This window comes from Paenibacillus sp. FSL R5-0486 (genome assembly GCF_037975155.1).
Classification (GTDB): domain Bacteria; phylum Bacillota; class Bacilli; order Paenibacillales; family Paenibacillaceae; genus Paenibacillus; species Paenibacillus amylolyticus.
Genome location: NZ_CP150237.1, coordinates 1,710,715 through 1,726,611, shown reverse-complemented (window position 1 = coordinate 1,726,611; position 15,897 = coordinate 1,710,715). Strand labels below are relative to the sequence as shown.

The following is a 15,897-nucleotide window of genomic DNA, read 5'->3' as shown; positions in this document are numbered from 1 at the left end:
TAGCACCTATTGCGCACGCTATTCATACAGTATGCACGCAGTATCTTATATTGAACTACGACATGTGCACAGTTTCTTTCCCCTGCCCGTTTGGCAAATCAATTCACCGGAAAATCCGTAACGTAAGTGTCTACTTATTGACTGAGGTCCGCCTCTAATGAATTGGGCACACTCTAAACGTTATACTTGTTTTGTAACGAATCTCAGACACCCTATACGCAGTATTTTGAGTATCAAGATTTTCTAACGAACTCCAGACACCTTAGTTACTCATTTCATTGGTTTTTCCGCAGGTTTCGAGTGAATTTTGGCTATATAACGTGGCTGAGGTTCGTTAAATTCTACTAACGCCACCAAACCTCTATTTAAGGTGCGTCAGGTTCTTTAGAAAAATTTCATTTAGAGCGATTCAGATTCAGGGCACTTCAGGGCTTTAGCTCAAGATAAGCGGCAACCGTTCATTTTAAACTCACTCCATCCACTACCCGGGGAGACGAGTTCAGTTCGACGCTGTCCTACAACACTGATTTTCTCTCCCCTGACCCCGACTCAACTCTCCGGAGTAAGTACAATCAGCTTGTCATCCCCATCTCGTGGTGATCCCCGTCCATCCCGATTGTTCGTAAGCACATATAACTTCCCGTCCTCACCAGCACTCACATTGCGAATTCGGCCCCACTCATCTTCGAAGATGGGTTCCACCTGCTCCACCTGTGTGCCATCTTCCGAAAGAGTGACCTTCAGCAACTGCTCTCCACGCAGATTTGCAGCAATCAGTGATCCAGCCCAAGGTCCTTCTTCTACAAAAGCTACACCAGACGGCGCCCATGTATCGTTCCCACTATGTGCAAGCGGAGCCTGATATGTGCCATTGTCATCATCGTCTCCCTCCACCTCGGGCCAGCCATAATTCTCACCAGCTACAATCCGGTTAATCTCATCATGATTACGCTGACCATGTTCGGTAGAATAGAGATAACCGTTGTCCGGATTCCATGCCAGTCCCTGTGCGTTGCGGTGTCCCATACTGTATACAGGTGAATTCGGCCATGGGTTGTCTGCCGGGATCGATCCGTCGAGACCTATCCGCAATATTTTACCTCCAAGGCTATCTTCGTTCTGTGACAGTTCCGGTTCATAACGCTCACCTGTCGTGATATAGAGCAACTTGTCCGGGCCAATTTTGATCCGCCCACCATTATGATTGGTTCCGCCTGGAATGTTACCAAGCAACTCTTGATCTATGACCGCTTTGCCATCATTCACCTTGAGACGTAACACTCGATTGGCAATGTCATCGCCTTCCAGATAGGAGTGGTATGCATACAGATAACCGTTATCCTCAAAGTCCGGATCAGCCTCAAGGCCCAACAGGCCTCCTTCGCCTTCTTCATTAAACGGGGCTGAGAATTCAATCAGTGGTTCGGGGGCTAGTTTTCCATCCTCAATGACCCGAATCGCACCAGGGCGTTCCGTTACAAACATCCGACCATCAGGCACACTCACAATCTCCCATGGTGCATTCAGTCCTTCAACCAGTACGGAAGCCTCATACGGAATAACCGTCTCTCCCTGCGCTCCACTCTCATTTCCACTCGCACCGGTATTGCCTCCGTTGGCCGTCTGTCCCTGACCTGTTCCCTGTCCCTGAGACGTCTGCTCTGTTCCTCCCGTAGAAGGTTCGCCTGAAGAACATGACGCGGTTAACAGTGCCACACTTAATAATGAAGCATACAGCGGAACGGTTACTCGATTATTCATGATTACATCTCCCTTCGTATTTCGTTCTTCTGTATAAAATAAATAAGTCAAGCTTCAACGTATTATTAATGGATTGCTCTCTATTGTTGTGGTGTTATTATTCATCTGTTAAGCGGTTTCGCCCTGTATTACCCTTCATACCAGCCGCTTAAACCGAGAATTCAAGGTATTCCGAGGATGTGAAATCACCGCAGTTTGGAATTCCATCATAATCTTTTATAATAGAAGGATAGTATGAATGGAAAGGTGGACAACTACACTTATGAATCAAAACCCTTTATCTCGTCTTGAAGCCGATCTGTCCGGGCAAGGATTGGACGCCATGCTGATCACAGATCCAAAACATATCTACTATTTAACTGGATTTGCGAGCAATCCGCATGAACGCTTCCTCGGTCTGGTTCTCGCACGTGGCGAAGAGCCCCTGTTGATTGTACCTGCGCTTGATGCTGAAGCTGCCGCAGCCGCTTCCTCGGTATCCAATATTGCTACTCACACGGATACGGATAATCCATATGCTTTGTTTGATCGTTATCAGGGGCGCTTGGGCCGGGTTGGTCTCGAGAAAGAATACGTGACGGTCGCACGTTATGAACAACTGACCGCCGCTCTAGGTGCTGCCAGCTTTGAAGATGTTGGCCCCCTGCTTCGCACATTACGTGTGAAAAAAACACCGGATGAGGTAGCCCGCATTCGCCACGCCATATATCTGATTGAAGAAACATTGCGTCAAGGACTCTCTCATGTTCGCACAGGCGTAACCGAGATCGAACTTGTCGCCGAGATGGAGTATCAGATGAAAAAGCTGGGTGCCGACGGTCCTTCCTTTGATACCATGGTGCTCACGGGACCCAAAACAGGTCTGCCACACGGTACACCGGGTGAACGGAAACTGCAACATGGTGACCTGTTGATGTTTGACATGGGTGTGTATGCTGGAGGGTATGCCTCGGATATCACGCGTACATTCGCTTTTGGTGATATCTCCCCTGAACTCAAAACCATCTATAACACTGTGCTCGCAGCGAACGAAGCTGCTATCCAAATCGTGAAACCAGGCATTACCTGCGCCGAAGTCGATCGTGCAGCACGCCAGGTCACGGAAGAAGCGGGATACGGCGAGCGTTTTATGCATAGAGTAGGCCATGGATTGGGTATCGACGTACATGAGTATCCTTCTCTCCATGGAGAGAATATGGACATCCTGAATGAAGGTACCGTATTCACGATTGAACCGGGCATCTATACCGCAGCAGGCGGCGTCCGTATCGAGGATGATGTAATTGTAACCGAGACGGGTGTGGAAGTTCTGACAACATATCCAAAAGAACTGCAAATCCTTACCGACTAATCCAATTGGATCTATGTCAAAAACAGCCCATATACATCAATGCTCAGCCGATATTGTGCATCATGAACTAAACTGCACGAAACTGTGCTGAACTGTATCTTCAAAATAATATACTCTTTTCGCGTACGCCTCAGGCCTGTATACAGAAAAAGTAGCACGTACACACGCGAACGAAAAAATCCCGCAAATCCATGAATATCATGGGTTGCGGGATTTTAATTAATACAAAGCATATCCTAAATTACTCCGTCTGCATTCTACGTAATTTTATTCCTGCTCACTCATTTACCATTAGTCAAACTCATGCGTGATATCCTGCCAAGACTCCAGCTGTGGCAGCTGTTGCTTCCCCCAGTAATCCACAAACCATTGAATAATCCCAGTCGTATCTGTTGTTCTGCAGCTGTAATGTCGGAAACTGTCCTCGCCTTCCTGCAAACGAATCTCCGCCACCATCTGCCCTGGTTCCTCAAGCGCAGCAGCCTGCATATACATACTTCCCTCCACCAGCTCGGAAGGTACAAGTACTACGAATTCCTGCAATTCCAGATTGGAGATCAACTCCACCAATAACGAGGCATTAATGCTATCATTCTCGTAGGTTGTGCCATTGCTTTCCAGTGTATAACGCAGTGTAGAGTACATGTGCGATTCCCCTTTGTATGAAATGATCGTTCCTATTGATACACGCTCATAACGACAGGTCGTTTATATTATAACTTTTTCATAAAAATGTAAAAAGGATTTTTCTTGTTTCGGGTCTTTTCTATGAAAAAAAACCCTTGCAGAGTCCGAATTACAATTGACTACGCAGAGGGTTTTTTTATGTGATACTCTTTGAATATTGTCTAAGCCTCATCCTTAAACTTAAAGCTACGTGCAGCATACAGAAACGGCGTTCCAACCGCAGTTAATACAAATTTGATAATATACGTCGTCAGGAAGATTTCCAGCCAAACATCCCAAGGGTAGATAAACGCAAACGCGATCGTGCAGAACACCAGTGTATCCACAAATGAACTGATGATCGAACTACCGTTGGTGCGTATCCACAACTGATTGCGCCCTGGAGCCACCTTGCGCAGCCAGGAGTACAATCGAACATCCAGGAACTGACTTATGAAGTATGCCGTCAGACTTCCGAGTGCCAAACGTGGCAGCAGACCAAACAGCTTCGCCATAGATTCCTGTGCAAAGTCTGTTGGTGCCGGTTCAAAGAACAACACCATCTGCATCAGAACCGTTGTCATGATGAGCGTGAAAAAACCAAACCATACGGCCTTGCGTGCCTCACCTGGTCCATATTTTTCATTAAGTAGGTCACTGGTCAGGTACATACTGACATACATCGTGTTGCCTAACGTCAGCACGATTCCCATGATATCTATCGTTTTGGTCACCTGAATGTTGGCTATAACCGTAGCCACACCAATCCAGGCATAGAGACCTTTTTTACCGAACAAGCGGTAACACAACAGGAAAAATCCATAAGTTACGAGAACAAAAACTGCTCCCCACCCTAAGTTAAACATAAATACATACACTGCCTTCCTAGTTTTGATTACGCGGGATGGTTACGAACCGCGGTTTGGCTCAGGGCCAAAACATGAATACTCTATCACATTTCTCGTCCCATGAACAGAACTAAATAACTCCAAGTCTGCCTGAGTGACTACGACCCTACTATACTCCTCCCGTGTCCCTCTCTACCATACTAGTTTTTCCTACCTCTATTCCCCTTGCACCGTGTATCGAAAAAGAAGACGGCTTCACACACCGTGCACAGTATAATTTGATTGCCACACAAAAAAAAAACCGCCCTCCGGATTCCTCCGAAGGACGGCTATTCTCACTTGGCTAATAGACGGCTCTAGCTATCTTAATGTGAGCTTCTATCTAATCCATTCTGTATTAAGCCTGAGCCGCAGAATCCAGCTCACGACTCTGATCGTTAAACGTGTCCCGATCGTTTTCCTTCAAAATTCTGCTCGTTACGAGTCCTGATGTCATCGACCCGTTCACGTTAAGCGCTGTACGACCCATGTCGATCAGCGGCTCCACGGAAATGAGTAGTCCAACCAGAGCCACAGGCAGATTCATGGTGGACAATACGATCAGGGAAGCGAAGGTTGCCCCGCCGCCAACGCCAGCCACACCAAACGAACTGATCATGACTACGAGGATCAAAGTCACAATGAAGTCCCAGCTCAGCGGGTCGATGCCGACCGTCGGAGCAATCATCACCGCCAGCATGGCCGGATAGATCCCGGCGCAGCCGTTTTGCCCAATCGTAGCCCCAAAGCTTGCAGACAGGTTCGCAATGCCGTCCGATACGCCGAGTTTCTTCGTCTGTGTCTCCACATTCAGCGGGATTGCCGCTGCACTTGAACGGGACGTAAAGGCAAATACCAGTGTTGGCAGCACCTTCTTCAAATACGTAATCGGGTTGAACCCGGACAGCGAGATAATGATCAGGTGAATAATAAACATCACGATGAGGGCCACGTAGGACGCAATGACGAATTTGATGAGCTTTAATATCTCTTCCGCATTGGTTGTCGCCGTTACCTTTGTAATCAGTGCTAGAATCCCGTAAGGCGTAAGCCTCAGCACCAGCGTAACAATTCGCATAACCACCGCATATACCGCATTAACCATACCGCGGAACGTCTCCGCCTGCTGAGGTTTTTTACGATCCAGTCCAAGTACGGCTACACCGATAAACGCGGAGAAGATAACCACCGCCAGTGTGGATGTACGACGTTCTCCTGTCATATCTGCAAATGGATTCGAAGGAATGAATTCCAGCACTTGCTGCGGGATGGTCTGATCCTTCACATCAACAAGCCGTTCCTCCACCTTCTGAATCTGCGCATTCTCCCGGTCTCCTCCTTGAATCTCAATGGAAGTCAGGTTGAAGCCCAGACTGGTCACAATGCTGACCCCTGCGGCAATCGCTGTGGTGATCAACAGAATGGCAATAATGGAAACACTCATCTTGCCGAGATTTTGCTTGCCCTTCAGATTCATAATGGCTGAGATGATCGACACCATGATCAATGGGATCACGACCATTTGCAACAAACGAACATATCCTGAACCGACCAGATTGAACCAATCGACTGATTTCGTAACTACATCAGAACCTGATGTGTACACCAATTGAAGAATAACCCCGTAAACAACCCCCAGTCCCAGACCCGCAAATACGCGTTTCGTAAAGGAGATATGCTTTTTCTGCATCCAGTAGAGGATACCAAGTAAGGCAAGTATAACCACTACATTCAATATGACTAGAAAAGTATCCATTTCTTTAAATCCTCCTCAGGCATGTGTGTAACCGGAGAATATCCGGTTTTCTCTTCTATCTTTTGTACTTCCGACAAAGACATTTTACAATATAACATATAACAAACTATTCTGGTAGGTATTAATTGATATTATGTAATATGCATGTAACAGATTCATCTATTTCTGAAAAAAATACACCAAATCGTGAAAATTGTTCTATTCAACCTCCGGTTAATTTTGTAATATAGGTATATCCGCTTATTCCCACGTTTTCTCAATGTTCAATTTAGGTCTTTCTTCATTGGTAGATAGGTCTTAGGATTACGGAAAAGCGACAATGTTAATGAACTTGACGTGAAAGGATGATCATATGTTTCGTAATCGCACCGTTGCCGGTAAAATCAGAGGCACCTTGTTCCTCGTTCTGCTGGTTGCTTCCCTGTTGTTCAGTATTAGTTTTTATGCCGTATCGATGAATATTATTCAAAGCTACGTGCTACCGCAGTTTGACAAAGTCCTAAACACGTCCATTCAGGATATATACAAGAATACTTCAGCATCCAAAATCCTACAGGTACAGAGTGGCGGAGCCGGTTCTGAAGGTGCTGCCATGACCGTGGAATCGTACCTGGCAGATAAAGCAAAAGAACATAATTTGGATGCGGCTTACGTTGTTGCTATTCAAGATGGCTCAGCCAAAGTCGTTGTGGCCAACCCTTCTTCAAACATGAAAGCCCAGGATGAGATTAGTGTAGAACCCGCAATGAATGCAGCTATTGAGAACAAAGAAATGGTAATCAGTGAGGTCTACTCCGATTCCTTTGGTGTACATAAAGCAGCCTTTATCCCCATTGCAGGAAGTAACATGATTATGGCTGTGAGCATGGATGCCCAGTTCATTCAAGACAAGATTACCCAGATTTTCTGGTTGTGCCTTGGGATTACAGCATTAGTGTTTGTGCTCGGCTGGCTTATCTCCACTAGTATGATCAAAAGAGTTACCAAACCAATCATCAAGCTCGTCCAACATAGCAAACAAATATCCCAGGGTGATCTAACCGCTGAACTAGAGATCAAAGGTAAAGATGAAATTGCCCAGCTTGCCGCAAGCTTCCAGACGATGACGCATAACCTGAAAGAAATGATTAGCCGTGCCTTGTCCACGTCCAATGAAGTTGTATCAGGCTCCAATGACCTGCTTCAGCGGGTTGAATCGATGTCCGGTATGGTTCGAAACTCCAGCCGCTCTGCAGAAGATGCAGAAAAAGGCAGCATCAGCATTGCGTCAAGCGCATCCGAGAACGCCAGAGCTATGGAAGAAATTACGCAAGGTATCATGCATATTGCTTCTTCTTCTGCTGAAGTGTCTGACCAGATTGGTGAAGCAGCCAACGAGGCAGTTAACGGTAACCGACTGGCTCAGAATGCCATTGAGCAGATGGAGCGTGTAGGCCAGACAGCAAGCGAATCGTTGCGATATGTTGAAACTATGAATGAACGTTCGGTAGCCATCGGCGCCATTGTAGCTTCCATTTTTGAAATCACCAAACAGATTAACATGCTGTCACTCAACGCCTCCATCGAGGCAGCACGTGCCGGAGAGCATGGTCGCGGATTCGCTGTTGTTGCTGGAGAAGTTCGCAAACTTGCCGAGCAATCCAAGACAGCCACCGAAGAAATTTCGGATTATCTGGGTACCATTCGTGAAGACGCTGAACGCTCCGTTGACGCCATGAACCGTGTAACCCAAGAGATTGGTTCAGGCACAACGGTCGTTCAACAAGCAGGATCAGCCTTCCAGCAGCTGAATGAATTGATTCAGAACGTGAATCTGACCATCCAGACCGTCTCGGCTTCTACACAACAAGTATCTGCTGGTGCTGAAGAAGTGAGTGCATCCGTTGAAGAAACGGCACAGATTACGACCAAATCTCGTGAGAGCATGTTACAGATTGCTTCAACAGCAGACCTTCAGCTCAGCGAGATGGATTCCCATTCGAATACAGTTCGTCATCTGCATGAACAAGCTGTAGAGCTTCAATCCGCCATGAAAAATTTCAAAATAAACTAACAGGTTAACCATTAACCTATCATCACCTGTTTTAAACCTCATTTAATCATAGGATATACAATACCCCCATGTCGCTAACATTCCGTTTCTAGAGAACGGTTTGCCGGACATGGGGGTATTGTTGTTTCACTCAGGTGCCTGAACACCCATAATCTCGTACACACGCTTCATATCCAATGCCAAACGCAACGATTCGGCTACCCGATCAAACTCCATCTCCTTACGTTCATGCGCACTATACGTCTCCTGAAGTGGAGCCAGTCCCTTTCCTGCACGCAAGGCATTCAGCCACGAACGTCGGAATTGATCACTTTCAAACAAACCATGCAGGTAGGTTCCCCACACCCTGCCATCTACTGAGCCCCAGCCTTCTTGGAAAGGTTGACCACCTGGATGCGAGATTTCAAACAACGCCGTTACACGTTCAGGCTCGTGACACTCCGTAACGCCCATATGAATCTCATATCCGTTAATGGGTAATGAAGCATCTGCTACATCTTGCTCACCATACAGACGAATCGGGTGATCAGGCTGCACCCGTCCGGAAGCTCTGACGGTCTGCTTTTCCTGAAGAAATGTTGTCGATAGCGGGAGCCAGCCAAGTCCTTTAGCTTCCTGGATCTGATTCGCCTCCACAGCAAACGGGTCCTTCAGATGACGTCCCAGCATCTGGTATCCGCCACATATTCCTACGAGCTGAACATGCTCACGCTCGGTCTGGCTCGCAATCGCCTGTTCCAGTCCAGACTCACGCAGAAATGCCAGGTCACCTATGGTATCCTTCGTACCCGGTAGAAGAATGGCATCCGGACTGCCCAATTCCTCTGGCGAGGTCACGTAACGCACATTCACATCCGGTTCACGGGAAAGTGCGTCAAAGTCTGTAAAGTTGGAAATTCGCGGATATCGGATCACCGCCAGATCCAGCTCGGTTTTGCCGGATTTACCATGACGCATGGAGTCCAGCACCACCGAATCCTCTGCTTCAATCTGAATATCTCTTATGTAAGGCAAAACACCTAATACTGGAATGCCTGTCCGTTCTTCGAGCCAGTCGAGTCCTGGTTGCAACAGGGACAGATCACCGCGGAACTTGTTGATAATGAACCCTTTGACTCGCACCACCTCATGGGGTTCCAGCAGCTCCAGCGTACCTACAATGGAAGCAAACACTCCGCCCCGATCAATATCGGAGATCAGAATCACCGGCGCATCGGCCCAGCCTGCCAGATTCATGTTGACGATATCCCGGTCCTTCAGATTGATCTCGGCCGGACTGCCCGCTCCTTCCATCAGCACAATATCATAGGTATCCCGTAGCCGGTTCAACGCATCCATAACCGTCTGCTTTGCTTCAGGCAGGAAATGCTGACGGTAGTCCGATGCACTCATCTGGGCAAAAGGTACACCATGTACCACGATCTGCGAATGCATGTCCCTCACCGGCTTGATCAGGATTGGATTCATATCGGTTGTCGCCTCAATACCACAGGCTTCGGCCTGTGCCCCCTGGGCCCGACCAATCTCCTTGCCATCTTCCGTCACATAGGAATTCAGTGCCATATTCTGTGACTTGAACGGAGCAGGCTTGAAGCCATCCTGCTTAAAAATCCGGCACAATGCCGTTGTGATGACACTTTTGCCTACATCGGAAGCCGTTCCTTGCAGCATCAGTACCGCCGCTGGTTGTGATGGCCTATCTTCCACACTCTCTCCCCCTGTCTCCGTGTTATATCCAGATCACCTTGCTCCCAACCTCATGCGTAACACTTTCCATACTGCTTCTTACTCAAAAGTTACAGCCAGAACAGTCCTTGAAGCACGCTCAGCACGGTCAACAAAGCCGCCTCCAGCAGCTCATTCATGGCACCATACGTATCCCCGGTTAAACCGCCGAGCCGTTCACTGATCCGGGCAGCCACGAATCGGCCGATATAATAACACGCCACAGGCAGTATAATAACTGCCGTCACCGGGTATAGCCACCATGGCAGTGTTCCCAGCCCACTCACCATCGCATCCGCAATCCCCATATCCGGCTTGAAAAGCCACACCGAGGCAAACGTAAGTGCCCCTGCGACCAAGGTCAGGCCCACAGCTGAACTTCGTGCACGCTGGACCTCCTTCCGCTCCCCGAGACCTTTAAACAATACAGCAAGTCCATCATCTTCGCGCGCATTCGGCCAGGCCGACATCGCATACACCATGAACCAGCGGCTCCAGATCATGGGCAGGATCAGCAACGCACCGTACACCCAGTGGCCCCGGGCAATAAAATCAGCGATCAGCGCAGCCTTCATCATCAGAAGCAACACGCAGGCGATCACGCCCATTGCCCCGACACGGCTGTCCTTCATAATCTCCAGCATCCGTTCACGGGTACGATAACTGAGCAAGCCATCCGCCGTATCCATCCATCCGTCAAGATGGAGCCCTCCGGTAAGCCATACCCATAACGTCAAGGTCAGGACGGCAGCCGGAAAGGCCGGAAGCACTGCACCGCTTAAGGCTCCCGCGAGCCAGACACACAGACCGATTGCAGCACCGACCAGCGGATAAAAGACAACACTTTCCCGCAGCAACGGCGGGACAAAATCGATTTGCATTTTGACAGGGAAACGGGACAAAAATTGAAAAGCGGCTGCCGCCGCATGTTTACGCTGAGGAGCAGGCGTGCCATCCTTCATAAGCGGTACTCCTTGCTTTTTAGTTCAATCGCAATGCCTACGGTCACCAGAAACACTTCACCGCATATCGCCGCAATACGCTGATTCAGTACACCGGCCAAATCCCGATATTTCCTGCCAAGGGCATATTCCGGTACGATCCCATCTCCCACTTCATTTGTAACCAAAACAAGCAAACCGGGATAGGTTCGAATCGCTTCAACCAACGCGTCTAAATGTGCCTGTAACACCTGCTTCTCGTCATGCTCATGCGCTAACAAAACATTTGTCAGCCACAGCGTCAGGCAATCCACCAGAATGGTGGGTGCAGAAGTCCCTGTATGCCCTTCACCCATGCGGCTTATCAAAGCAGGTAGATGTATCGGCTCTTCTGTTGTATGCCACAGATACCCTGATGCCTCGCGCTGATGCTGATGCATGGCGATACGCTCACGCATTTCATCATCGTACGCCTGAGCTGTCGCCACATACCAGGCCTCCGAGGAACGTTGCATGCAGAGACGCTCGGCAAAGGAACTTTTGCCACTGCGTGCGCCGCCTGTCACCAGTACACTCATCGTGAACTCTCTCCTTGCAGGGATGAATCAACCGACGTAGCAGAATCTGGAGCAGGGCTTGTTCCATCCGAGACACCCGCGCTTGCAAAGGTTGCCATCTCATTCAGAATGAGACAGGCTGCGTCAATCAGATGAAGACTAAGCACGCCGCCCGTGCCTTCACCCAGACGCATGTCCAGATCCAGCATCGCTTTCAGGTCCAGTTCACGCAGCAGCGCTTCATGTCCATTTTCGTGTGAGGTATGAGAAGCGATCATATAAGCTGTACTCAGAGGTGCAAGTTGTCTCGCCACCAGCGCTGCGGCGGTAGAGATGAACCCGTCTACAACGACCGGACAATGATGAGCTGCTGCTGCGAGGATAACCCCTGTGAGTCCGGCAATCTCCAGTCCACCCACCTTGCACAGAACATCCAGTGCATCTTCCGGGTTTGGTGCGTTTACGCTAAGCGCCCGGCTGACTACAGCAGCCTTGCGCTGCAAGCCTGCATCATCAATGCCGGTTCCTCGCCCCACGGCGGCAGCTGGTGCAACTCCGGTTAACGCGCTCATTACCGCAGCACTTGCAGTAGTGTTGCCAATTCCCATCTCCCCGGTGACAAACAGCTGTGTTCCCTTCGCCACCTCTGCCGATACAACTTCGGCTCCTGCAAGGATAGCGCTGACTGCCTCATCCCGGGTCATCGCTGCACCCCGGGCCATGTTGGCCGTGCCTTTGCGAATTTTGCGGGAAAGCAGGTCCGGATGTTCAAGATCGGCATTCACACCAATATCCACACAGATCACATCTGCTCCGGCGTGACGGGCAAGCACATTCACTGCCGCACCTCCAGCGAGGAAATTCAGGACCATCTGCGGGGTCACTTCGGCAGGAAAAGCACTGATGCCCTCTTCCACTACACCGTGATCCGCGGCCATGACAATGACCGCCCTGTGATCAAAACGCGGACGTGCATTGCCCGTCATGCCTGCCAGGCGGATCACCAGCTTTTCCAATTTGCCCAGACTCCCCGGCGGCTTCGTCAACGAATCCACGTGCGCAGAGGTTTCTGCCGCCACTTCCTGGTCAGGAGCAGTAATCTTTTTCGTTAATTGCTCCAACACCTGTTCATTATTCATACAACCAGCACTTCCTTCATCAAAATATGGGTTGCCCCGCTTCATTTAATCGATGTCCCGCCGCAGCAGCAGTTGAGGTATGGCATGGTCGGGATGAGAGACAATCGCGGGTTTGACGCGAAATATATCCTGGATATTCTCATCGTTGATCAACGTATGAGGTGTACCCTTTCCAACCGCCATGCCCTCACGCAGCGCCAGAATGTGATCGCAAAATAACGCGGCCAGATTCAGATCATGTAGCACAGCCACAATCGTAATGTTATTTCTCTGTCGCCATGCCGATAACAATTCCATGAATTGCAATTGATATTTAATATCCAGAAACGTGGTCGGCTCGTCCAGAAGCAGTAACCTCGGCTCCTGAGCCATAACTTTGGCTAGTGCGACCCGCTGCCGTTGCCCGCCGCTGAGTGCATCCAGCGGTCTGTCCGCCAGCTCTGTCAATCCAAGGTCTTCAAGCACCCTGTCCACTACAAGTGCCCCATCGCCCACTTCCCGCCCCAGCCAGTTCTGGTATGGATATCGCCCCATCTCCACCACGTCTCGCACGGGATAGGAGATGGCTGGTAAGCCATCCTGCTGCAATACAGCGATCATGCGCGACAGGTCCTTACGGCTGTAAGAGCCGATGTCTCGACCATCGATACGAATCTGACCTTCGTTTAACTGTTCCGTTCCGGCAATAAGCTGGATCAGGGTGGACTTGCCACTGCCGTTTGGTCCGACAACTCCCCACCAGTCACCTTCGCCAACATGCCAGTCTACATTGTGCAGCGCCTGATGATTGCCATATGACTTCCCTGCTCCCTTAATGGAGATAAGTGAAGTCGAGTTGGAACTGGTACTGGAATTCATGGCATCATCCCCTTCTGCAACTTTTTGTTCCGGTTCAGCAGGTAAGCAAAGAACGGCGCACCAACAAAGGCGGTGACAACACCGAGCGGAATTTCAGTTGGCGCCAGCAACGACCTTGCGATGGTATCTGCCCACACCATGAAGATCGCTCCACCAATGGCAGACAAAGGTACCAGCAGTCGGTAATCCGGTCCCACCAGCAGTCTTAACATATGCGGGATCACCAATCCAACGAATCCGATGACACCCGATACCGAGACAGCACCTGCGGTCAGCAGTGTGCCAACTGCCAGCACGGACAGCTTGAGTCTGTCCACTCCGATCCCGATATGTGCGGCTTGACGTTCTCCCAGTGCAAGCACATTCAACGAGCGTGCGCGGCTCCAGAGAAAGACCAGCCCTAACAGAAAATACGGGAAAAGGATGGCCGTATACGACCACCCACGCAGAGCCAGACTTCCCATCGTCCAGTATATAATTTCATTAATCGTCTGTTTCGACATGGTCGACAGGAAGGAAACAACTGCGCCCAGGAAACTTTGCATGACCACACCAGCCAGAATGAGGCTATGTGTAGGTATTTTACGCCCTTCACGAGCCAGTGCCATAACAAACCATAACGTGATTACACCCGTCAAAAACGCCACCAGTGGCAACGTCCAGATTCCGATCAGTGCATACTGCAATCCGAAGAAAATCAGAAAGGCTGCACCCACCGAAGCACCGGATGATACGCCCAGGGTGAACGGGTCTGCCAGCGGGTTCCGAAGAACCCCCTGGAATCCCGTACCGGCAATCGCCAACGATGCGCCCACGAGCACGGCAAGCAGTACACGTGGGAATCTGACTTTCCAGATAATCTGTTCGGCTGCCTTATTCCAATCCGGTGTAATCCAATCGCCCACCCAGGGAATTTTGTGAATCAGGATGCCTGCAATATCCCGGATCGGCAACGCTACTGAACCAATGCCCGTGCAGATGAGCACGGTGAGCACCAGCAGCACCATGCCCGTCGTTCCGAACAGGATCAGCTTTTTACTCATTGGAACAAGTCAGGGTAGATCGCTTTGGCTACTTCTTTCAACCCTTGAGTTACACGTGGACCCGGACGGCTCAGCAGGTTGGCATCCAGGCCAATAACCGCGTCATTTTTCACAGCCGTAATTTCATCCCAGCCGCTGCGCGCCTTGATGATCTGATCCAGTGTTTTAGAGTTTTCGTCAATTACATCGTTGGCATACAGGATCACATCCGGGTTGGAGGCAATCACGTTTTCTTCATTAATTTCATACCAGCCCTCTTTGTCCGAAGCAATATTGGTACCGCCGGCTACGGTGATCAACTCATCCATGAACTCACCCTTACCTACGGTCCAACCTGGGGAGAACTCAATATATACTTTTTTCTTTTCCTCCGGTTTAACGGCTTTCACCGCTTCCGTCACATCCGCTACATCCTGCTTCATCTGTGTGATTAACTTCTGTGCCTGCTCCTGATGATCGGTAATTTTACCGAACGTTTCGATATTACTCATGACATCGTCGATGGATTTGGGATCCGTTTTGAATATGGTAATACCCAAATCACGCAGCTTTTTCACCGCATCCTCGCTCATTGAAATACCTGTGAACACGATGTCCGCATCTGCTGCAATAACCGTTTCTTCATTTGGCTTGGAAATACCGCCCATTTTAGCTTTGGTTGTTGCCGCTTCCGGATAATCGTCATAGTCGGATACACCAACGATCTGATCGTCCAATCCAAGGGCAAACAGGGATTCCGTCTCAGCTGGAGACACGGATACGATTTTGGCCGGTGCCTTTTCAAAGGTGAATGATTCACCCGTTGCATCCGTAACTGTCAGTGGATATTGTGTTTTGAGGTCCGTCTGCGCCTGGCCTTGGGACTGCTCCTGTGCCGGTTGCTGTGAAGTACCTGTGCCCTCGTTTGTTGTTGCATTGCCACATCCGGCCAAAGCCAGTGCGAGTGCCGCTGCACTTAGCAGGGACGCTACGTTTTTCCAATTTTTGAAATTCATTCTGTTATTCTCCCCTTCTCTATTTGTACTATTTTCTTGCATCGTGCTCGAACTCTTATTCCCCATGTCTTGGTGTTCCTGTGTAAGGTTTGAACTGCAACATTTACACGCTAACGGAGAGTGCAGAACCAATCTGAAGAAACGAAGTGTTCGCCTTTATCACCG

The 15,897-nt window shown here is 49.4% G+C and carries 13 protein-coding genes; 2 read left to right on the top strand and 11 right to left on the bottom strand.

From position 1 onward, the window contains the following. Positions 1-549: 549 nt before the first annotated feature. Positions 550-1,761: a PQQ-dependent sugar dehydrogenase gene (locus MKY01_RS07635; protein ID WP_339286076.1), complete on the bottom strand. Its 1,212-nt coding sequence runs from the start codon at positions 1,759-1,761 to the stop codon at positions 550-552. A 262-nt stretch (positions 1,762-2,023) separates the two neighbouring features. On the opposite strand from MKY01_RS07635, the gene MKY01_RS07630 reads away from it, so the two are divergent. Next, positions 2,024-3,112: a Xaa-Pro peptidase family protein gene (locus MKY01_RS07630; protein WP_339286075.1), complete on the top strand. Its 1,089-nt coding sequence runs from the start codon at positions 2,024-2,026 to the stop codon at positions 3,110-3,112. A gap of 291 nt (positions 3,113-3,403) precedes the next feature. Here the strand turns inward: MKY01_RS07630 and MKY01_RS07625 are convergent, their stop codons facing one another. The 3 genes from MKY01_RS07625 to MKY01_RS07615 all read right to left on the bottom strand — a co-directional run bounded on the left by MKY01_RS07625 (position 3,404) and on the right by MKY01_RS07615 (position 6,421). Further along, positions 3,404-3,757 carry a hypothetical protein gene (locus MKY01_RS07625; RefSeq protein WP_339286073.1) on the bottom strand — a complete coding sequence of 118 codons (354 nt, stop codon included), beginning with the start codon at positions 3,755-3,757 and terminating at the stop codon, positions 3,404-3,406. 203 nt (positions 3,758-3,960) lie between these two features. After that, the gene (locus tag MKY01_RS07620) at positions 3,961-4,644 is read right to left on the bottom strand and encodes a queuosine precursor transporter (RefSeq protein WP_076251591.1); all 684 of its coding nucleotides are present in this window, start codon (positions 4,642-4,644) and stop codon (positions 3,961-3,963) included. Between the two features lie 379 nt (positions 4,645-5,023). Beyond that, on the bottom strand, positions 5,024-6,421 hold the full coding sequence (locus MKY01_RS07615; RefSeq protein ID WP_315371784.1) for an L-cystine transporter: 1,398 nt from the start codon (positions 6,419-6,421) through the stop codon (positions 5,024-5,026). Positions 6,422-6,773: 352 nt separating this feature from the next. On the opposite strand from MKY01_RS07615, the gene MKY01_RS07610 reads away from it, so the two are divergent. Then, the gene (locus MKY01_RS07610; protein ID WP_315371785.1) at positions 6,774-8,474 is read left to right on the top strand and encodes a methyl-accepting chemotaxis protein; all 1,701 of its coding nucleotides are present in this window, start codon (positions 6,774-6,776) and stop codon (positions 8,472-8,474) included. Between the two features lie 126 nt (positions 8,475-8,600). Here MKY01_RS07610 and MKY01_RS07605 read toward each other — a convergent pair whose 3' ends face one another. The 7 genes from MKY01_RS07605 to MKY01_RS07575 all read right to left on the bottom strand — a co-directional run bounded on the left by MKY01_RS07605 (position 8,601) and on the right by MKY01_RS07575 (position 15,732). After that, a complete protein-coding gene (locus MKY01_RS07605) occupies positions 8,601-10,145 on the bottom strand; it encodes a cobyric acid synthase (protein WP_339287118.1) in 1,545 nt (514 codons plus the stop codon). A gap of 125 nt (positions 10,146-10,270) precedes the next feature. After that, entirely contained in the window at positions 10,271-11,161 is an 891-nt protein-coding gene (gene cobS, locus MKY01_RS07600) for an adenosylcobinamide-GDP ribazoletransferase (protein WP_339286070.1), read from the bottom strand. Further along, positions 11,158-11,718 carry a bifunctional adenosylcobinamide kinase/adenosylcobinamide-phosphate guanylyltransferase gene (gene cobU, locus MKY01_RS07595; RefSeq protein WP_047842052.1) on the bottom strand — a complete coding sequence of 187 codons (561 nt, stop codon included), beginning with the start codon at positions 11,716-11,718 and terminating at the stop codon, positions 11,158-11,160. The genes cobS and cobU overlap by 4 nt, the downstream gene beginning before the upstream one ends. Continuing rightward, positions 11,715-12,836: a nicotinate-nucleotide--dimethylbenzimidazole phosphoribosyltransferase gene (gene cobT, locus MKY01_RS07590; protein WP_339286069.1), complete on the bottom strand. Its 1,122-nt coding sequence runs from the start codon at positions 12,834-12,836 to the stop codon at positions 11,715-11,717. Before cobT ends, cobU begins: the two co-directional genes overlap by 4 nt. A gap of 45 nt (positions 12,837-12,881) precedes the next feature. Beyond that, entirely contained in the window at positions 12,882-13,694 is an 813-nt protein-coding gene (locus MKY01_RS07585) for an ABC transporter ATP-binding protein (protein WP_036610732.1), read from the bottom strand. After that, positions 13,691-14,737: an iron chelate uptake ABC transporter family permease subunit gene (locus MKY01_RS07580; protein WP_036610733.1), complete on the bottom strand. Its 1,047-nt coding sequence runs from the start codon at positions 14,735-14,737 to the stop codon at positions 13,691-13,693. The genes MKY01_RS07585 and MKY01_RS07580 overlap by 4 nt, the downstream gene beginning before the upstream one ends. After that, on the bottom strand, positions 14,734-15,732 hold the full coding sequence (locus MKY01_RS07575) for an ABC transporter substrate-binding protein (RefSeq protein WP_339286067.1): 999 nt from the start codon (positions 15,730-15,732) through the stop codon (positions 14,734-14,736). Before MKY01_RS07575 ends, MKY01_RS07580 begins: the two co-directional genes overlap by 4 nt. Positions 15,733-15,897 lie beyond the last annotated feature (165 nt).